The 19494-nt window shown below is 67.1% G+C and carries 22 protein-coding genes; all 22 read right to left on the bottom strand.

The window, feature by feature from the left end:
• Position 1: 1 nt before the first annotated feature.
• The 22 genes from flgG to ahpC all read right to left on the bottom strand — a co-directional run bounded on the left by flgG (position 2) and on the right by ahpC (position 19289).
• Positions 2 to 790, bottom strand: a complete 789-nt coding sequence (gene flgG / locus RO07_RS05940) for a flagellar basal-body rod protein FlgG (RefSeq protein ID WP_039408928.1) — start codon at positions 788 to 790, stop codon at positions 2 to 4.
• 119 nt (positions 791 to 909) lie between these two features.
• Positions 910 to 1641, bottom strand: coding sequence for a flagellar basal body rod protein FlgF (locus RO07_RS05935; RefSeq protein ID WP_039408926.1), 732 nt, complete (start codon positions 1639 to 1641; stop codon positions 910 to 912).
• A gap of 4 nt (positions 1642 to 1645) precedes the next feature.
• A complete protein-coding gene (locus RO07_RS05930) occupies positions 1646 to 2746 on the bottom strand; it encodes a flagellar hook protein FlgE (protein ID WP_039408924.1) in 1101 nt (366 codons plus the stop codon).
• A gap of 14 nt (positions 2747 to 2760) precedes the next feature.
• Complete coding sequence (locus RO07_RS05925; RefSeq protein WP_052267051.1) at positions 2761 to 3465, bottom strand: flagellar hook assembly protein FlgD; 705 nt, start codon at positions 3463 to 3465, stop codon at positions 2761 to 2763.
• The gene (flgC, locus tag RO07_RS05920) at positions 3462 to 3872 is read right to left on the bottom strand and encodes a flagellar basal body rod protein FlgC (protein WP_039408923.1); all 411 of its coding nucleotides are present in this window, start codon (positions 3870 to 3872) and stop codon (positions 3462 to 3464) included. Before flgC ends, RO07_RS05925 begins: the two co-directional genes overlap by 4 nt.
• Before the next feature lie 2 nt (positions 3873 to 3874).
• Entirely contained in the window at positions 3875 to 4315 is a 441-nt protein-coding gene (gene flgB / locus RO07_RS05915; protein ID WP_052267050.1) for a flagellar basal body rod protein FlgB, read from the bottom strand.
• A gap of 215 nt (positions 4316 to 4530) precedes the next feature.
• A complete protein-coding gene (gene flgN, locus RO07_RS05910) occupies positions 4531 to 4986 on the bottom strand; it encodes a flagellar export chaperone FlgN (RefSeq protein WP_039408917.1) in 456 nt (151 codons plus the stop codon).
• Positions 4983 to 5294 carry a flagellar biosynthesis anti-sigma factor FlgM gene (gene flgM / locus RO07_RS05905; protein ID WP_039408914.1) on the bottom strand — a complete coding sequence of 104 codons (312 nt, stop codon included), beginning with the start codon at positions 5292 to 5294 and terminating at the stop codon, positions 4983 to 4985. The genes flgN and flgM overlap by 4 nt, the downstream gene beginning before the upstream one ends.
• A gap of 17 nt (positions 5295 to 5311) precedes the next feature.
• Positions 5312 to 6205, bottom strand: coding sequence for an OmpA family protein (locus RO07_RS05900; protein WP_052267049.1), 894 nt, complete (start codon positions 6203 to 6205; stop codon positions 5312 to 5314).
• Entirely contained in the window at positions 6202 to 7074 is an 873-nt protein-coding gene (locus RO07_RS05895) for a motility-associated protein (RefSeq protein ID WP_084072462.1), read from the bottom strand. Before RO07_RS05895 ends, RO07_RS05900 begins: the two co-directional genes overlap by 4 nt.
• On the bottom strand, positions 7071 to 7925 hold the full coding sequence (locus RO07_RS05890) for a FliA/WhiG family RNA polymerase sigma factor (RefSeq protein WP_072636970.1): 855 nt from the start codon (positions 7923 to 7925) through the stop codon (positions 7071 to 7073). The genes RO07_RS05895 and RO07_RS05890 overlap by 4 nt, the downstream gene beginning before the upstream one ends.
• Positions 7922 to 9022, bottom strand: coding sequence for a flagellar hook-length control protein FliK (locus tag RO07_RS05885; protein WP_160118066.1), 1101 nt, complete (start codon positions 9020 to 9022; stop codon positions 7922 to 7924). The genes RO07_RS05890 and RO07_RS05885 overlap by 4 nt, the downstream gene beginning before the upstream one ends.
• Positions 9023 to 9269: 247 nt before the next feature.
• The gene (locus RO07_RS05880; protein ID WP_039408906.1) at positions 9270 to 9569 is read right to left on the bottom strand and encodes a hypothetical protein; all 300 of its coding nucleotides are present in this window, start codon (positions 9567 to 9569) and stop codon (positions 9270 to 9272) included.
• A complete protein-coding gene (gene fliS / locus RO07_RS05875) occupies positions 9562 to 9939 on the bottom strand; it encodes a flagellar export chaperone FliS (protein ID WP_039408904.1) in 378 nt (125 codons plus the stop codon). Before fliS ends, RO07_RS05880 begins: the two co-directional genes overlap by 8 nt.
• Before the next feature lie 34 nt (positions 9940 to 9973).
• A complete protein-coding gene (fliD, locus tag RO07_RS05870; RefSeq protein ID WP_039408900.1) occupies positions 9974 to 11389 on the bottom strand; it encodes a flagellar filament capping protein FliD in 1416 nt (471 codons plus the stop codon).
• The gene (locus RO07_RS05865) at positions 11377 to 11952 is read right to left on the bottom strand and encodes a flagellar export protein FliJ (RefSeq protein WP_039408898.1); all 576 of its coding nucleotides are present in this window, start codon (positions 11950 to 11952) and stop codon (positions 11377 to 11379) included. Before RO07_RS05865 ends, fliD begins: the two co-directional genes overlap by 13 nt.
• Complete coding sequence (locus RO07_RS05860) at positions 11943 to 13244, bottom strand: FliI/YscN family ATPase (protein ID WP_039414417.1); 1302 nt, start codon at positions 13242 to 13244, stop codon at positions 11943 to 11945. Before RO07_RS05860 ends, RO07_RS05865 begins: the two co-directional genes overlap by 10 nt.
• Complete coding sequence (locus RO07_RS05855) at positions 13241 to 13948, bottom strand: FliH/SctL family protein (RefSeq protein WP_039408895.1); 708 nt, start codon at positions 13946 to 13948, stop codon at positions 13241 to 13243. The genes RO07_RS05860 and RO07_RS05855 overlap by 4 nt, the downstream gene beginning before the upstream one ends.
• Positions 13945 to 14964, bottom strand: a complete 1020-nt coding sequence (locus RO07_RS05850; protein ID WP_039408892.1) for a FliG C-terminal domain-containing protein — start codon at positions 14962 to 14964, stop codon at positions 13945 to 13947. The genes RO07_RS05855 and RO07_RS05850 overlap by 4 nt, the downstream gene beginning before the upstream one ends.
• Positions 14948 to 16594, bottom strand: coding sequence for a flagellar basal-body MS-ring/collar protein FliF (gene fliF / locus RO07_RS05845; protein ID WP_052267048.1), 1647 nt, complete (start codon positions 16592 to 16594; stop codon positions 14948 to 14950). The genes RO07_RS05850 and fliF overlap by 17 nt, the downstream gene beginning before the upstream one ends.
• A gap of 366 nt (positions 16595 to 16960) precedes the next feature.
• A complete protein-coding gene (gene ahpF, locus RO07_RS05840; RefSeq protein WP_039408889.1) occupies positions 16961 to 18547 on the bottom strand; it encodes an alkyl hydroperoxide reductase subunit F in 1587 nt (528 codons plus the stop codon).
• A gap of 178 nt (positions 18548 to 18725) precedes the next feature.
• On the bottom strand, positions 18726 to 19289 hold the full coding sequence (ahpC, locus tag RO07_RS05835; RefSeq protein ID WP_039408886.1) for an alkyl hydroperoxide reductase subunit C: 564 nt from the start codon (positions 19287 to 19289) through the stop codon (positions 18726 to 18728).
• Positions 19290 to 19494 lie beyond the last annotated feature (205 nt).

Here is a 19494-nt window from a genome sequence, read left to right as displayed (position 1 = left end):
GTTACCGCGCAACCTGCGCGAGGCTCTGCATCATGTTGTCGGCCGCCGAGAGCACCTTGGTGCTCATCTCGTAGGCGCGCTGCGCGGTGATCATGTTCACCATCTCTTCGACAGCGACGACATTCGAGCCTTCGAGCGCCTTTTGTCGCAGCAGGCCGAGGTTCTCCTCGCCGGGGCTGCCTTCGATGGCCGGACCGCTCGCGCTCGTGCGCGCGAACAGGTTGCCGCCCAACGGCTGCAGGCCGGACGGGTTCACGAAGTCGGCCAGCGACAGGCGGCCGAGCGACGTCGGCTCGGTGTCGCCCGGTTCCAGGGCGCTCACTTCGCCGTCGGCGCTGATCGTCACGTCGCGCGCGCCGGGCGGCAGCACGATGTCGCCGACGATCGGATGGCCAGCCTGCGTCACCAGACGCCCTTCCACGTCCAGGCGCAGGTTGCCGGCGCGGGTGTAGGCGGTTTCGCCGTCGGGCATTTCGACCTGCAGGAAGCCGCGCCCCGTGATGGCGACGTCGAGCTCGTTCTGCGTGTCTTTTTCCGCGCCGTTGATGAACTGCTTCTGCGTGCCGGCCAGCCGCACGCCCGTGCCGAAATACGTGCCGCCGGGCAACGTCGTGTCGGCCTGGGTGCGCGCGCCGGCCGGACGCACGGCGCGATAGAACGTGTCTTTGAACGCGAGCCGGTCGCGTTTGAAGCCCGGGGTGTTGACGTTCGCCAGATTGTTGGCGATCGCCTGCAGTTGCGCGTCCTGCGCATGGACCGCCGTGCGGGCGATGAGAAGTGCGGGATTCATGAGATATCGAAAGAGAATTTGTGAAACCGGGCGCATCGCGCGGGCGCCGGGCAGGCGCCAGGCGAGGACCGGGCGATCACCGGTTGAGCCTCATGCGGCCATCGAGGGTTCTGCGGATCTCATGCGCGCATGAGACGGTTGCCGCCTTCGGCGAGATCGTCGGCGATCTTGAGCACGCGCATCTGCATCTCGAAGTCGCGGCTCGCGTTCATGCTCTGCACCATGGCGCCGACGGCCGAGACGTTGCTGGCCTCGAGATGCGCGCCACGCAGCGTCACGTCGTCACCCGGCAACGTACCGCCGTCCGCGACCAGCACGCCGCCGCCCGTGCCACGCATGGCGCCGGGCATGGCAAGCACACGTTGCAGCCGAGCGACGGGCACCAGTTCGCCGTCACCGTCGAGCGCCACGGCCACCATGCCGTCCGCATCGATATCGAGTTCGCGATGCGGCGGCACCACCACTGGTCCGCCCTCGCCGAGAACGGCGCGGCCATGCAGCCGCAACGTGCCGTCGCCGTCGAGCGTCAGCGATCCGCCGCGCGAATAGACGACGTCCACGCCCTCGTCGGGCAGCGCCGCGAGCGCCAGATAGCCCGCGCCGTCGATGGCGACGTCGAGCGCACGGCCAGTCGGTTCGAGCACGCCGGGAGTGGCGTCGATGCCCGCTCGCGCCTGCAGGGCGAAGTGGCGCGAAGACAGCCCCGCGCCAGGCAACTCGCCCGCCTGCGCAACCGCCAGCGAGGCCCGAAAGCCCGTGGTGGTCGCGTTGGCGAGATTGTGCGCAACGACCTGCTGAGCGTCCTGCGCGCGCTGGGCACCGGACATCGCCGTGTAGATGAGGGCGTCCATGGCGTCAGATCGATTGCATGAGGTTGCGCATCATCTCGTTCTGCGTGGAGATGACCTTGGTGTTCGCCTGATAGTTGCGCTGCGCGGACATCAGGTTCACGAGTTCGTCCGTCACGTTGACGTTCGACCCTTCGAGCGACTGCCCCACGAGCACGCCCGTGGCGCCTTCGCCCGGACGTCGCAACTGCGCGAGGCCCGACGCGCCGGTTTCCCGCCAGACCGTACCGTCCGCGGGAGCCAGACCGCCCACATTGGCGAATTCTCCGAGGGCCAACTGATACTGCGTTTGCGTGGTGCCGTTGCTGTACTCGGCGACCACCGAGCCATCCTGGTCGATGCGCGCCCGTACGAACTCGCCCGCCTCGCGGCCGCCGACTTCCGTCGCGGTGGCAGAGAAGGCGCCGAGCTGATGCGTCATGCCGCTGAAGTCGAGCCTCGGCAGCGTGCCGGCGTTGGCAGAGGTGAACCCCATCGTCGCCGTATCGAGCGTGCCGACCACGGTCACGTTGCCGGCGTTGACCTCCGATATCTCGACCTCTCCCGGGGTCGCCGTCGCGGAGAACCGCAGGGTTCTCACCGCGACTTCGCCGTTGGCGTCGCGGAATGTCACGGAGGTCTCGCCGATTTGCGCAGGCGCCGTGGGCAGCGGGTTGGGCAGCCGCCCCGTGATGGTAATGCTGTCGCTCGGCAGCGCGGGCACCGGCCGCTTGTCGATCGTCACGTCCGAGACATTCGACTGGCCGCCCGCGAATCCCTGCACGACGCGCCCGCCGCCGTCCACGAGGCGATTGTCCTTGTCGACGTTGAAGTCACCCACGCGCGAGTACACGCGCTGGCCGTTCGTCTCCTTGAGCACGAAGAACCCACCGCCCTGAATGGCTTGATGCAGCTGATTCGCGGACGAGCGCAGGCTGCCGTTCTCGCCGACCGAGTAACGCGTGTCGTTGGCGCGTACGCCGCCAGGCTGCGTTCCCGCCATGGCGGACGCGAAGCTCGTGCTTCCCGATTTGTAGCCGTTCGTGCCGACGTTGGAGATGTTCTGCGAAATCGTCTCGAGCGACTGATTGATGGCGTTGATGCCCGACAGGGCGATATCGAAACTCATACTGAACTCCTTGATTAGCTCGCGCGCGACGGTGCGCCGCCCGACAGTTCGACCAGCTTTGCGGCGTCGATACGGGCGCCCACGCCCGCCACATCGATACGCGCCTGCGCATCGTCCAGATGCACGCGCTCCAGACGCCCCGAGACACGCACCGGCAGCCGCTGGCCATCGACTTCCACGTGAATGGTGTAGGCTCCGGCGCCGAGTTTGTGCTGCGTGAACCATGCGTCGTCGAGGTGGAACGGCGTCCCCCCGCCCGACGAAGGCTCGGGCGCGATCGGCTTGCGAACCGATACGCCGCGGCTATCGCGCAATACGATCTCGGCGCGCTGCGCGTGTTCGGGCAGCGTGACCACGCCGCGAATGGCGGCGCCCTTCGCGCGCTCGACACGCTCGACCTCCACGCTGACGTCGCGCCCGACGTGACTGCCAAGCGCAAACGCCTGCATGCGCGCGAGCGCCTTCGTCTGATCGAGCACGCGCCGGCTGACCTGATGCATCGCTTCGGTCTGGCTCATTTGCGTGAGCTGCGCGACGAACTGCGCCGGATCGCTGGGGTTGAGGGGATCCTGATGACGGATCTGCGCCACCAGCAGCTTCGTGAACATGTCGCGCGTGTCGTCGGCGGCGTCATTGGCCGTCGACGCACCGATACCCGTATCTGCCCGTGCCGCGGCACGCGCGACGTCGCCGGCTCCGCTGTCAATCATTGGCGTCATCCACGCTCTCCCAGTCGTAACAGTTCCTGCTGCGCCGCGCGTACGCGGGCCAGCACTTCAAGGTTGGTTTGAAACGCTCGCGAGGCGTCGAGCATGTCGGTCATCTCCTCGATCGCGTTCACGTTCGCGTAAAAGACGTTGCCATCGGCATCCGCCAGCGGATTGCCCGGCTCATGCGCCACGCGGGGCAGATCCTCGCTCTCGTAGATGTCGATGACCTGCACGTGCTGTGCGCCTTGCGCTGCGCCCAGCACCGTGGCAAATACCGGCTTGCGCGCACGATAAGCCTCGTCGGCATCTCCCGCCACGGCGCTGGCATTCGCCAGATTGCTCGCCACGGTGTTGAGGCGAATGGTTTGCGCGGCCATGGCCGAGCCGGCAATGGCCGCGATTTCTCTGAAGCTCATCGTCAACGGCCTCCGTCGATGACCTTCTGCAAGCCGGCAAGACGCCGGTTCAGAAACGACAGACTGGCCTGCCAGTCGGACAGGTTCTGCGCGAAGAGCGCTTGCTCGATGCCAAGCTCGACGGTGTTGCCGTCGGCGCGTGTCTGCATCGGCACGCGGTAGCGCAAGGCGTTGGATGAATCGGAGGCCTCGAACCCGCTCGACGAAAAGGACACACCGGCAGCATCGAACACATCCCTGCGTGCGTCGGCGTCAAGATGTCGCCGCACCTGTTCGGCGAAATCGAGATCGCGCGCCTGGTAACCCGGCGTTGCCTCGTTCGCGAGGTTCGCGGCCAGCACGCGGGTCCGCGCTTCCCGCGCCTGCAGCGCAGCCGCATGAACGCCCAGCGCCTGAGAAAAGAATGACTGCAAGATTTCGCCTCCATGGGTGGCTGATGACATGACTGTCCCATTGTCGGCGCAGCTATCGAAAATCAACGCGAAAACCCGGGAAATTGACAAATTTCCCAAGCGCTCCAACGTGCTTTGGGCAATTCGCTCGACGCACGTCGCGCACATGCGACGGATGTCGCAATGTCGCGGCAAAACTGTCTCGATGGGCGTCGCGATGAGCGTCACGGTGGACGTCACTGGAAGGCTTGAACGACGTGGAATGTCTAGCGTTGCGGCGCGTAGGTGGCCGAGGCGGGTGAGAGCACGACGTCGAGCATCTGGAGCTTCGCGCCGATGTCGCGCAGATTGCGCGCGTTGACCGCCTTGCATCGCGCAGCGAGCGCCTGAAGTGCGTCCCAGCGCGTCGCAAACGTTTGGTACGCTTCGCGCGCATCGGCCGCAAGCCAGCGCATCACGGGGGTCATCGTGTTCGCGGACGTCTCGCCGAATGCCTGCTCCAGGCACTGCACCCGTCGGCGTGCGCGCGCACGCAATCGACCCACCAGTTGCAGCGCGGTATCGTGCGTGCGGGCAAGCGCGTCGAGGCTCTCGTCGGTGAGCGCGCGGTGCAGTGCGTCGAGCGTCGCGATCAGGCGGCGATAGTCCTCGAGATCGGCTTCGACGTCGGCCACGATGCGCGCGACGCACGCACGTCGGCGTCCTTGGTCGGAGGCGTTCAACGCGATATCCCGTGACGATCGAGAATACAATCGGCCACGCGCTCGCTGTCGAACGCCAGCTCACCATTCGCGAGCATCGCCTTCAGGCGTGTGACCTTGACGGCATCCACGCGCGGCACGGATTCGAGGGCGGCGCGTGCGTTCATCAGCCATTCCCCCGTACCCGCGGACGCCGCGCGAGCGGCGACGCCCGACGGGCCGGCCGTCGCCTGTGCCGGCGCCGAAGACCGGGGGGTGTCAGCCGCCGCCTGGCGCATGCGCGCGCCGTCGATGGGCGGGATATGCGAAATCGAGTCGATCTTGGTCATGGGCAGCTCCACGAAAATTACGGTTCACTCGAATCAGGCGACGGGCGGGCCTCGCTTGTTAAGCCTGCCGTTCCCCGCGTCATGGCAGCGGCGTCGGCCTGTGCGTTCCGCCCGGTGAGCACGACTTCGCCGGCGTGCGCCGCCCCGAACATGGTGGCCAGTTGTCTCGCCCTCGCCTGCGTGAGCACGACGAACTCGATGCGGCGGTTCGCCGCTGCCGTGGGGTCGTCGGCCCGCAGCGGCGCCAGGTCGGCCATGCCGACGGACATCAGCACGCGCTCCAGCGGCAATCCCCCGGCGACCAGCGCCGTGCGTGCCGCCAGCGCCCGATCCGACGACAGGTGCCAGTTGGTGTAGCTGTCGGCTCGCGTCGCGCGATACCGCACAGCGTCGGTATGGCCCACGATCATCAGTGAATTGTCGATGCCACTGAACAGTTGGCCGATGCGCGCGAGCAGCGTCGTCGCGGCAGGCGACGGTGTCGCGCTGCCCCGCTCGAACAGGCCTCGCGCATCGGAGTCGGCGAGGCGCACGCGCAGGCCGTCGGGTGTGATGGAGGTACTCACATGATCGGAAAGACTGGCCGCTTCACTCAGTTGCTGCACGGCGCTGGCGAGACGCACCAGATCGGCAGGCGACTCGAACTGACCGCTGGGAAGGACGGCAACCCGCTCGCTCGAGGCCTGCGCGGCATGGCTAGACGAACCGGCAGACGGCTGCGGTACACCCGCGGCCTGCAGCGCTTCGAGCATCTTGAGCTCGGCCGACTGCGGCGCTTCGAACACCCTTCGTTCCAGCACCCACATCACGACGAACAGGCACATGAGCACCAGGCAGAGGTCCGCAAACGCAACCTTCCATGCACCGCCGGACTCCTCGTGTCCCGCCGCGTAGGCACGCCGCGAGCTCATCGCCCGTCCCCGGCATGCCGCACCCAGTCCTCGAGCGCGCCGAAGCTGGGCAGCGCGCCGTATTGCAGCATGCGACGTCCGGCGTCGGCCGAGAGCAGCGGGGACTTGCCGCTCATGAACGCGATGAGCGCCGCGCGCACGCACTCGTACCCGGTCATTTCGACGGTCACCGACTGCGACAGACGATTGGCCAGCGGACTGAGCACCGCGTAGCACGCGAAAACGCCGAAGAACGTGCCGACCATCGCCACGGCAACCTGACGCGTGACCATGGCCGTGGCCTCGCCCGCGCCGATGTCGTACATGGCGAGCACCAGCCCCAGCACTGCCGCGATGATGCCGAAGCCCGGCATCGAATCGGCCAGTTTGTTGAGTGCCCGCACGGGCTGCATCATGCGGCGCTCACGACTCTCGATCTCCATCGCGAGCAGGCTGTCCAGCTCCCCGCGCGTGCCCTTGCTGAGGGTGGCGACGCGCAATGCGTCGACCGTAAAATCCACGAGCTTCGCGTTGGCCAGGACGTGGCGGCTGCGCTGGAAGATGCTGCTGCGCCCGGGATCGTCGAGATGTTCGTCCAGGGCGCGAACGCCGTCGCGTGCCGACGTCTGCAGCAGCGTATAGGTGAGCGTGAGCAACTGCTGCTCGAACGCCTCGCCATGCCGACGACGTCTGACGGCAGCCGCCACCACGGCGCGCAAGTCGCCGAGCACGCGCGACGTGTTGCCCACGAGAAAGGCACCCAGCGCGGTGCCCACCACGAGCACGAACTCGTTCAGATGGAAGACGGTGCCGAACTGGCCACCATTGAGCCAGAACATTCCGAAAACACTGGCGACGATGATCGCCGCTCCAAGCATCAGTAAAGTCATTTCCCTTGCCTTGTCTCACGATTGCGTTGCGGTGCGCGCGTGTCTCGCGCGGCACCGGGTGCGGTTTCCTGCATGGCCGATTTCATCTTTCCGAGAGCGCTCCTGTGAATCTGGCAGATCCTGGCGCGGGTCAGGCCCAGCGCCTCGCCGATCTCTTCCAGATTGAGATCGAATTCGTAATAGAGCTGCACCACCCGTTGCTCCATCTCGTTCAACACGGCGAGCGAGCGCACGAGACTCTGCCGCGTGGCGACCAGGTCTTCCGGGCTGCGCCGATCGATGAGTTGCTCGCTGGCGGCGACACCGCCGGCGGCGAGCAACTCATCGAAACTCCCAAGGCTTTCGGCATGCTCGGCCATCTCGGCCGCTTCGAGCGTGGCTTCGTCCATGTCGGCGTGCGCGCTCAACTCCTCGCGGGTAGGCGCGCGGCCGAGCGTGCGCGTCAGCTCCCGCGCCGCATCGCGGCGCCGGTGCGAGGCCTGACGCAGCGTGCGTGGACGCCAGTCCAGCCGCCGCAACTCGTCGAGCACCGCACCCCGGATGCGCGTCGCGGCGAATGCGCCAAAGCGCTCGTCGGGCGGACCGTAGCGCCGTACGGCGTCGAGCGCCGCCATGAGCGCGATCTGCGTCATATCGTCCTGGGCCGTGGCGACCGTGGTTTGCGGGGCGAGCGACCGGACGATACGGGCAATCATCGGCATCAGCCGCAGCACGCGCGCCTGTTCGTCAGCCACCGGCGCGGTGTGCCGGGTCGAGGGCGGCGCAGACGACGCGGCGCGTGGCCCCGTCCGGTCGCCTGTGTCGTCGGCGTGCCGCGCATAGGGGATGGGGCCGTAAGTCGATACGGTCATAGACGGAATACCTCCCGCGCATCATGCCGTCCGCGCTCCGATGCGCCGAGCGCCAGCCCCGGCATCGCGTCGTTCTCCGGTGCATCGCGTGAGCGCCGTTTCGACGTATCGCCGGACGCGCCATCACCATCGAACGCCGTCATGGCACCGGTGCTGACCTGGACTTCACCGGTGTGCCGCTGCGAGAGCATGTCGCGCAACAGCGCGGCCGTGCCCTGCACGAGACCGAGCACTTCCGGACGCGCCACCTGTAACGTCACGCTGAGCAGCATCGCCGATTTGCGCACCACGATGCCGATGTCGCCGAGTTCGGCGGGCGTCAATCGCAGACGAGCCTCGTGCACGCCGTTGTGCGCCATCGACGTCACGCGCTCGGACAATGTACGTGCCAATGCCGCACTATCGGCGGCGAGCGTGTGTGCGCCGGTTTTTTCTCCCGGCGTCGCGGCGCTCACTCCATCGCGGGCGGCAGCGACTTCGGCGTGTGTCGCGCGAAGGGCCGGGATCAATGCACCGTCGGCAATCGGCGGTACGCCGGCGACGCCCTCCGTCATGGCCGGAAGCGCGGCGAGCGAGGCGCCGTGGTGGTTCACCCCCGATAGCCGGAACGGCATCGCCGTCTCGGTCGCTGTCTTCTCCGCCGCCAATGTCGGTAGTGCAGCAAACTCCGTCGTCTGCACAAAATGCACGCGTGGTGCGGTGTCGCCATCCGACCGCACATGCCCCATGAAGACCGATACCGGCGTGCCCAACGCGCCGCGCATGCGATGGTGGTGCGCCGCGAGGAATGTCTCGATGGAGGTCGACAACGCGGCGCCGTCAGGTAAAGGGAGGGCATCGTTGAGAACGTCGCCCATCGGCGAAATCGGCACATGCGGCGCCGTCACCGCGTCGCCTGCATCGCCTGCATCTCGAATCAGCGTCGCAAGTTCGCTTGGCGGAGTGGCTTCGTCGTCGCTTGACGTCGGCGAGCCGCCATCGGTCAGCGAGCCCGGCGCGACCGATGGCGGTTCGAATCCTGGCGCATCGATGACGGCCGTGTCTGTCGCTTGCACTGCTTCCGTCGGCGATGTCACTGCCTCCGGTTCGACATCCACGAAATCGCTCTCGTCGGACACGTCTGTCGGTGTTTGGGCGTCAGACTTTCCTTGCAGCGAACGGCGGAGCGCCGCGGTGAATTCGTTCGAAACGCCTTCGGCTTCCGGTTGCGTCGGACCGTCACGCGATGCGTCATGTCGCGCATCGTCCATCGATGGCGAAACCGGGCCATGGATTGCGCCGTGGCTTGCGCCGAGAGTCGGGCAGTGATCGGCCGACGCTATCGATGGCATCGAGCGCATGAGTTCAGCGATCATCGTTCATCCTCAGATAGCCGAGCGCGCCTTCGCGCCACGGGCCGAGCGCTCCAAGGCGTCGGCGAGCGTCGCCGGCGGCGCGTTGCGCGAGCACATGGGCTTGCGCGTGAGCCACGAGCACATCGGCCATTGCCCGGGCCAGCGCTTCGTTGCGCGCGCCAGGCGCGGGCGCGCGTTGCCACGCACGTCGCAGCAACGCGTCCGCGGCCTGGAGCAGTTCCCATTCGCGCGCAGCGGAATGCCGCCGCAGGTCTTGCGCCAACGCTCGGAACGTCGCCTCGTCAGCCACGGAGTGCCTCCAGCGAACGCCAGCCTTCGGCCAGTTGCGCGATGACGGTCGTCACCTCGTCGAGTTTGGTGACATCGGCTTCGACACTGGCCTGCGCGACCGCCCGCATGCAGAAGTCGTACACCTTCGCGAGCGGCTGCGTCACGCCCGGCCCGTCGGCGGCATCGACGTGCGACGCCAGGCCGTTGAGCAGATTCAGACACTTCGTGACGCTGCGCAGACGCGCCTCATGTCGCGCGTGCTCGATGTGGGCCCGCGCGCGCATGAGCTCGTCGAGCAGGCCGTCGAGCAGAATCAGCATCAATTGCAACGGCGTGGCGCCGGCGATGCGGGCATCGAGATCCGACGCCCGGTATTGTTGGTAAGTCATGACGATTTCAGTCTCCTGAGGGCGAGCTCACGCGTCACCTGTCTGATTTGCGCCCACTGCCGAAGAGCGCATCGACGAAGCTGCGTGTCTCGTTCATTTGCTGGCGAACCTGTTCGGCACGGGCGAACTCGCTCGTGTAGCGCGCGACGAGCGCACGAAATCGTGCGCTCAGCCGCTCCTGCTGTTCCACGATCCGGCGCGAGACGATTTCGTCGTTGTCGGTGCGGTGCTTGAGCACGCCCGTGACCTCGTCCGTCCACTCGCGAATGCGCACGGCGAGGCGCATGCCCGCGCCTTGCTTGTCCAGATCCACACCCGTGTCGCGTTTCATGACATCGGCGCTCTCGCCGAACCACTTGGCGAGCAGTTCCTTGTCCTTGGCGTAGGCGGACTCGAAGCGCTTCTGGTCGAAGCTCACCGAGCCGTCGGCATTGCGTTTCACGCCGAATTCCGAGGGATCGAACGTCTTGCCGTCGATCGTCATCGAGCGCTCGAAGTTGCGCTCGAGATCGCGCAGCAGGGCGCGCACGCCCGCGTCGGCATAAAACGGCCCGGCCGGCTTGCTGTCGGTGCGCTTATCCTCGCCTTCGAGCGGTGCCGATACGCCTGGCGTGCCGGGGTCCATCAGCTCGCGCAGTTGCTTTCGCAGTGCGTCGTAGGCTTGCACGAGCGTGCGCATGTTCGCGGCCGTGCCTTCCATGTCGGGGGAGATCGACACTCGCGTGGTCTCGTTCTGTGTCTTCTTCAGGGAGAGCTTCACGCCCGTGAAAATCTCGATCTCGTTGCTCGCGTACGATTCGCTCCGATTGCCAAGCATCACCTCGGCGTCCTGCCCCTGCGCCAACACATCGCCGATCGGTGAGGTGCCACCCTGTGCCGGCGTGGCCGACTCCAGCGTGAATGCCGCGGCCCCACCCGACTTCGTGGCGGTAAGCAGCAGATACGGCGTGCTGCCGGGCACGTGGCGCAGATCGGCGCGAACCACGTTCTTGAGCGCAGGGTTTTCGTTGATGCGCATCGCGAGTGCCTTCACGTCTTCGGGTCGACTCAGATCGAGCCCCCCGACGTCGAGCGCGACGGTTTGCGGCGGGTTGCCGAACTTGAGGACGCTGCCGGCCAACGCCGACAGATCGCGAATCTGCACTTGATGCACCGTGGCGAGCTTCGCGACGCGCACGTCGAAATCGAGCTGCTGCGCGCCCTTTTCCAGCTTGACGGAAAACGCGTCTTCGCTCGACTGCGTGGCCTTGTGCTGGCGCAGGTCGGCACTGTCGCCCAGGCGCCGCAGTTGCTTCTCGAAGTTGCCCAGCGCCTCCTTGAGCGTCGCAACACCCTTCTGACGAGCCTCGGTGTCGGTCTTGTTCTTGCCGAGACGGCCGAACTCGGCCTGCATGCGGCTCGAGGCAACGTCCTGGGCCAGCTTCTCGATACGTTCTTTCACTTGCAGCATGGGTCAACTCCTGGTTCGGGATGAGCGTGGGGCGCGACGCGCGCGGTTTCCCCGAGCAAAGCGACCGTTGTGCGGCTTTTGTAAACGTGGTTGACCAAGGTGATGTCCTCATTTCGCGTAGGTGTGGCGACACCCCGTCGCCACACGACCAGCGTCAGCTCGGCCTGCTCCTGCACCTCGCGACAGCGCCGTGCTTCACGCGCCACCGCCTCATGCCGGGCGACGAGCGTCGCGACACCTTCGCGGCGCCGCTGCGCCTCGCGCACGGCCTGCGCGGCGGCGGACTGCCAGCGCGCCAATTGGGCCAACGGGGCCTGCTGCGTCTCGATCATGTCGACGAGCGCGCGCTTGTAATCGGCGCGGTTCTGAAAGCTGTACGCCCGCGCGCGCGCACCGCCGATGGCCACGGCGCGATACAGCTGCGTGAGCTGCGTCACGTTGCGCGCGAGCCGCATCTGCCGCTCCGCCAGCAGCCGGCCCTCGCGCCGCGCGGCATCAAGCTCGCGGTCTCGCATCGACAGCAGCGCGTGCAGTGCACTCGGGGACTTCGGCGTTATCGGCATAGCGCCTCCAACCGTTCGCACAACGCTTCAAGCGTGTTGTCGCCCTCGCCTGCACCGTCGCCTTCGCCGTCGCGCTGACGCAGGAAGTCGCACATGGCCGGATATCGCGACACCGCACGGTCGGTTTCGGCGTGGGCCCCGGGCACGTAGGCCCCCAGCGGAATCAATTCGCGGATCTGCCGATAGGCGTGCCACTGCGCCTTGAACGCGTTGGCCGCGCCGGCGTGGCGTGCACCCACCACTCGCGTCATGCACCGGCTCACCGACGCGCCGACGTCGATCGCCGGGTAATGACCGGCGTCCGCCAGCTCGCGCGAGAGCACGATGTGGCCGTCGAGCACGGCGCGTGCCGTGTCGACCACCGGGTCCTGCAAGTCGTCACCCTCGGCCAGCACGGTGTAGATCGCGCTCAGGCTGCCATTGCCCGCCCCGTTGCCCGCGCACTCGACCAGCCTGGGCAGCCGCGCGAACACCGACGCCGGATAGCCGCGCGCAGCCGGCGCCTCTCCGAGCAGGAGCGCCACCTCGCGACACGCCATCGCGTAGCGGGTGAGCGAGTCGACGAGCAACAGCACGTCATGCCCCGCATCGCGGAAATGCGCGGCGATCGCGTGACAAAGCTCCGTGGCCTTCATGCGCTGCGCCGGCGGGGCGTCGGCCGGCACGGCGACGACGACGGCCCTGGCGAGTCCGGCCCGACCGAGCGTTTCGTTCACGAACTCGCCCACTTCGCGCCCGCGCTCGCCGATCAGTCCGACGACGACGATCTGCGCTTCGGTGCGTCGCGTGATCATGCCCAGCAAAACGCTTTTGCCGACGCCGCTGCCCGCGAACAGTCCGACGCGCTGACCTTTGCCCAGGCTCAGCAGCCCGTCGATCGCGCGCACGCCGACCGACAGCGGTTCGGAAATCGCCTGCCGCGCCAACGGGGAGGGCGGCGTGCAACGCGTATCGAGTTTCGCGTCACCGCGTAGCGGCCCCTTGCCGTCGAGCGGCTGGGCGAAGGCGTCGACGACGCGTCCCAGCCATGCCGTGCCGATGTCCGGCGTCTGCCCCGCCGCGCCCGGCAGCACGCGCGCACCCGGCGCGATCTCGGCGACGCAGGCGTAGGTCAGCAGTTGCAGCGCACCGTCGGCAAAACCGACCACTTCGGCATCGGTCCAACGCCCCGCCGCCGTTTCGACGCGGCACAGTTGGCCGAGCGAGAAGCGCTGTCCGCGCGCCTCGATCACCGCGCCATTGGCGCGAGTGACGAACGCCATGGGACTCGCGAGTGCGATCTGGTCATTCATCGCGGCACCTGCACGACGATCGGTTCGCTGCTGGCGATCGACGCGTCGACCCATTCGTTCAGTTGCCGGCGAATGACCTCCCATACGGCGGCTTCGCGGCTTTCGCATCCGGCGTCGTACCAGAGGCCATCGACGTCGACGCGACTCTCGCCGCGCGGCAACGACGCGTCGGCGACGATCTGCCATTCCGCACCGGACGCCTCGGCGCCGACACGCGCGGCGAGCGTCTGCGCATCTTCGGGGCTCACGTAAACGGTGACACCACCACTCGCGCCCAACTGCGTGATCAAGTGATGCACGATGCTCGCAATATCCGGGGCCGCCGTGTGCAGTTCGCGCTGCACAACGGCCTTCACGGCGCGCGACGTCACGTCCGTCATCACCTCCAGCGCACCGGCGGCAAGGCGGGCACGGACCTCGTTGCAAGCGGTCTGCAAAGCGGCGAGGGGCTGCGCGATGGCGTCGAGTTCATCGCGCAACCGCTCGGCATACGACGCGCGCAAACGCATCTCCACAGCCTGCTCGCCTTCGGCGCGGCCCGCGTCGAAGGCCGCCTGCCAGACGGCCTCGCGCGCCTGGGCCTCGCCGTGTGCCATCCCTTCGGCATAGGCCTGCGCGCGCACGGCCGCCATGTCGGGTTGAACCGGCAGCCAGCCGCGCTGCGCCGCCGCGTCGGCCTTCGTGCCGAACCGGTGCGGCCTCATTCCAGCACCTCGCCATCGGCCAGCCGCAGCGTCATGTTGGTTTCGCGTGCGCGAGCCCGCAGGGTGGTCATGATCTCGGTGCGCGCGGCTTCCACGCGCGCGGACGACACGGCGCCCAGACGCTGCATCGCCTGCGTGAGCGCGTCTTCCTGGAGACGCGACATGCGCTCGCGCACGACCTGACGCAAACGCGTGTCCGTGCCCTTGAGCGCCGTCGCCCACGTCTCGGTCGGCACTTCGGCCACGGCGAGATCGACGACCTCGGCTGCCTGGTGGGCGAGGATGTCGAAGCCGTACATGCTGGCTTCGACGGACTCTGCCAACGCCGCGTCGTGCGCGCGCAGCACATCCATCAGCCGCTTCTGCTCCTCGGGCACGTGGCCGATGATCTGCGCCGCGAGCCGCGCCCCTTGCACATCGGCGCTATCCGCGGACAGTCCGGCGAGGCATCGGTCGGCAATCATTTCGAGATCGGCCAACAATTCGCGATCGACGCGCGTGAGCTGCGCCGTCTCGAGCAGCAACGCCTCCTGCTGCGATTCGGGCAGCGCGCGCAACAACTGGCCTGCGAGATCGGCCGGCAGATAGGCGAGCAGCAACGCCTGCATGCGGTGATGCTCCCGCGAGAGCACGTCGGCCAGTCTGGCCACGCTCACCCATTGCAATCGCGCGAGCTTGGGCCGCACGCGATCCCCATAGATGCCATCGAGCACGTTGCTCGCGATGCCCTCGCCAAGCGCCGCCGAGAGCGAGCGCTCCAGGTAGGCGCGAGGCGCGGCATTGGCGCCGCCGTGCTCGGTACTGGCGTCGAGAAACTGATCGACGATGGCTTGCACGTCGTGCTTCTTCACGCTGCCGGCCCGCGACATGGCGTGCGCCACCCGCAGGAGCTCACCGGGGGCGAGTTGTGCCATCACGGCGGCAGCGGCCTCCTCACCCATACAGAGCAGGAGGACGGCAGCGCGGTCGACGCCGTTGATTTGCGTCAGCGCGGAAGTTTCAGCGGTATGCAGCATGCGAACCAATCCAGTGTTTGATGATTTGCGCGACGCGTTCGGGCTCGCCCGCCGCCAGGGCACTCAGGCGTTCGAGCTTGGTGTCGAACGAGGTGTCCGACGCCGGTGGCAGATCGGGAGCGAAGGCAGGCAGCGCCGCCTGTTGCGCGGCGAGCTCGGCTTCGCGGCGGCTGCGCTCGCGTGCTTCGGCCTCGGCGGCTTGCGCGGCCGTCTTGCGCCGACGCGCTCGGCGGGCAAGCACGGCCCACGCGGCCAGTGCGATCAGGAGCAGCGTCCCGGCCGCCACCGCGGCGTATTGCTTTTGCGTGTCGGTCAGCGACAGCACGCCCGGTGCGGCGTCAGGTGCCCCGAACGGCACCACGGCCGGCGACGGCGCAAACGGCATCGCGCTCACGACCAGCGTGTCGCCACGCGGCGCCTGGATACCGACGCCGGCGCGCAGCGTGCGTTCCAGGTCGGCCAGCGCCTCGTTCGACCAGCCGTTGCCGCCTGGCGCGGCCCGGGAGTCGACCATGACGGCGACGTGCATCTGACGCACGCGCGGACGCTGGCGCTTGGTCTGCGTGATCGAGCGGTCGTATGCGAACTGACGCGTGGACGAGGTGGTGCGCATGGCGCCGCCCTCGCCGGTCAGCAGCGGCGCAGCATCGACCGGACGGTTGCTCATGGCCCCCGGCACGCCGCCGACGATGGCGTCGTCGTCACGCGCTTCGCGCACGGCTTCCTGCATCACGCGCGGCTCGGCGCCAAGCGCTTCGGTGGTGTTGGAGACGACGTCTTCGTCCAGATCGACGCTCACGCTCGCGCGATAGCGATCGGCGCCGAGAATGCCGTCGAGCAGCGCCCGCACGTTTCGCAGTGCGTCCTCGCGCGAACGGGTGCGCGCTTGCGCATCGCCGTGCATCGCCTCGTCCAGATCGAGATTCGCCGTGAGCGGTGTGCCGTGCTGATCGACGACCGACACATTCTCCGCCGCCAGGCCGTTCACGCTGCCGGCCACGAGCTTCACGACGGCGCTCACCTGTTGCGGCGCAAGCTTCCGACCGGCGCGCACCGAAATCAGCACCGACGCGCTCGCCGATGCCTTCGTGTTCGTCACGAACGACGTCTGCGGGGCGAGCGCGATATGCACGCGCGCGGCGTCCACCGCGTCGATCGACATGATGGTGCGTGACAGCTCCCCTTCGAGGCCGCGGCGAAAGCGCACGTCCTGCACGAACTGGCGCACGCCCAGACGCTCGTCGCGATCGACCAGCTCCAGCCCCGGTGGCAGCTCCGGCGTCACGCCCTTGGCGGCCAACGCGAGACGCGCGCGGCCGAGCCGATCGTGCGGCACGAGAATCGCGCCGGTTTCCGGATGCATGCGAAACGGGATCTGCTCGGCGTCGAGCACGCCAGCGGCCTGTTCGACCGAAATACGCTGGTGCTGGCCAAAAAGCGGCGCGTAGCCCGTATCGCGGACGTACCAGGCCACGGTCGCCGCCGTGATGGCGCCCGCCGCCAGCACGATCGGCAGCGCGCTGCGCCACTGTCCGCCAACGCCGGGCGACTGCGCGCGCCACGCCTGCCACCGTTCGCGCGATCGCGTGCCGGCGTCACTCAGTGTGCGCAAGAAGTTGTCGATTCCCATATGTCCATTCATCTGGCCGGCGATGCCTCGAGCGAACCGAAGTCCGGCAGCCATCACCCGGCGAATACCTGGCTAACGCTCAGCGCGAGAGCCTCAGGCGTCGTGTGTCGAATAAAGGGGCACATGTTGGCGACGAATTCGCCGACTATCGAAAATCTCCGCGTTCTTTGGGCATCGTCCGCGTCGGAATGGCGAATATGTGCGATTTCCCATTAACGTGCGTCCGAAATCGATGGCTTGCAGGCGAATGTGAAAAGGCCCTCACGCGCACCACGCGTGAGGGCCTCATCGGATCATACGAAGACTGCGTAACCCTATCTCGGTCAGGCTCGATCGGATAGGCGTCCCGCTCGAGCCTGACCGGTGTCAAGCGGCGATGGCCTGCGGTGCCCTCGCCTCATCCTCGATGGAACTGAGCATCAGGTGTTCGAACGCGCCGAGCGACGCCTTCGCGCCCTCCCCGAGCGCGATCACGATCTGCTTGAACGGCACGGTCGTCACGTCGCCCGCGGCGAACACGCCCGGCACCGAGGTCGCGCCCTTGGCGTCCACTTCGATTTCTCCGTGACGCGACAGCGCCAGCGTGCCCTTGAGCCATTCGGTGTTGGGCACAAGGCCGATCTGCACGAACACGCCTTCGAGCGCGAGGGTGCGCGATTCGCCCGACGCGCGCTCGACATACGCGAGGCCGTTCACCTTCTGGCCGTCGCCAGTGATTTCAGTGGTTTGCGCATTCGTCAGCACGCGCACGTTCGGCAGGCTGCGCAGCTTGCGCTGCAGCACTTCGTCGGCGCGCAGTTGCGTGCCGTATTCGACGAGCGTGACTTCCTTGACGATGCCCGCCAGATCGATCGCCGCTTCGACGCCCGAGTTGCCACCTCCGACGACGGCGACGCGCTTGCCCTTGAAGAGCGGCCCGTCGCAGTGCGGGCAATAGGCCACGCCGCGGTTGCGATACTCGCGCTCGCCCGGCACGCCGATTTCGCGCCACCGCGCGCCCGTGGCCAGCACGACCGCACGGGCCTTGAGCACCGCGCCGCTGGCCAGGCGCACCTCGTGGACCTTGCCCGGCATCAACGCTTCTGCGCGTTGCGCGTCGATCACGTCGACGTCGTAGGTCTTCACGTGCTGCTCGAGCGCCGTCGCGAACTTCGGTCCTTCGGTGTGCGTGACGGAGACGAAATTCTCGATGGCCATCGTGTCGAGCACCTGACCGCCGAAACGCTCGGCGACCACCCCTGTCGAGATGCCCTTTCGTGCGGCGTAAATCGCTGCCGCAGCCCCCGCAGGACCACCACCGACGATCAGCATGTCGTAGACCGGCTTGTTCTCCAGCGCCTTGGCGGCGCGCGCACTCGCGCCCGTGTCGAGCCTGGCGAGCAGTTCCTTCACGCTGGTGCGGCCTTGCGTGAACGACACGCCATTGAGGAACACCGTCGGCACCGCCATCACCTGACGCGCTTCGACTTCGCCCTGGAACAGGGCGCCGTCGATAGTGACCTGCTGGATGCGCGGATTGATGAGCGCCATCACGTTGAGCGCCTGCACGACTTCCGGGCAGTTCTGGCACGACAGCGAGATGTAGGTCTCGAAGCGGAAATCGCCGTCGAGGGCTCGGATCTGCGCGATGGTGTCGTCATCGAGCTTGACCGGATGCCCGCCGACCTGCAGCAGCGCCAGCACCAGCGACGTGAACTCGTGGCCCATCGGCAGCCCGGCGAAACGGATGCGCGGCGCCTCGCCCGGCGTGCCGATGGCGAACGACGGACGGCGCTCGTTCGCATCGTCGCGCGGCACCACGGCGATGTGCGGCGAGAGCGGCGCGATCTCGTCGACCAGCGCCTTCATCTCGAGCGCCTTCGGGCTGTCGTCGAGCCACACGGCGATCTCGATCGGGCGCGTGACTTTCTGGAGGTACGTTTGCAACTGGGCTTTGAGGTTCGCGTCCAACATGGCGTGTATCCGTCTCGATAGGGTGAACAAGGGCCACCGCGTCGGCCGGGGGGCGGGCGCAGGCAGGCGTCGGGAATTCGGAAAGGGTGCCGGCGCGACAGGTTCAGGGGGGCTGCGCGCCGGCGGGAGACGCCGCTCCGTGACGCGAGCGGCGTTTGCTGCGGTGAAGCGGTAACGCTTAGATCTTGCCGATCAGGTCGAGCGACGGGCTGAGCGTTTCAGCGCCCGGCGTCCACTTGGCGGGGCACACTTCGCCCGGGTGCGACGCCACGTACTGAGCGGCCTGAACCTTGCGCAGCAGTTCCTTCGCGTCGCGGCCGATACCGTTGTCGTGGATCTCGCACAGCTTGATCTCGCCTTCCGGGTTGATCACGAACGTGCCGCGCAGGGCCAGACCTTCTTCCTCGATCAGCACGTCGAAGTTGCGCGAGAGGGCGAGCGTCGGGTCGCCGATCATCGGGTATTGGATCTTCTGGATCGTGTCCGACGTGTCGTGCCAGGCCTTGTGCGTGAAGTGGGTGTCGGTCGAAACGCTGTAGATCTCGACGCCCAGTTTCTTGAATTCTTCGTAGTGATCGGCCAGATCGCCGAGTTCGGTCGGACACACGAACGTGAAGTCCGCCGGGTAGAACACGACCACCGACCACTTGCCCTTCAGGGTCTCGTCGGTCACGGTCGTGAAGTCGCCGTTGTGATAGGCGGTGGCTTTGAACGGCTTGATCTGGGTGTTGATGATCGGCATGTCTGTGTCTCTCTGACTGGGTGGAAAGTGTTGACAGTATGCCGAACGCTATTAATTAATGAAAATTGATTATTAAAATCTATGCAATAACGTCAGGCTATCGGCGGCGATAGCCTGACGGTGGGGTCTTCGAGAGGGGCTTCGTACGAATCGCGGTACACGCCGCAGTGCGCACCTTCCGCCAAATCCGGCCGCTGAGGCGTGG

The sequence above is a fragment of the Pandoraea pulmonicola genome, assembly GCF_000815105.2.
GTDB lineage: Bacteria > Pseudomonadota > Gammaproteobacteria > Burkholderiales > Burkholderiaceae > Pandoraea > Pandoraea pulmonicola.
Note: the sequence above shows the minus strand (reverse complement) of the source record. Positions and strands in the feature narration are given on the sequence as shown.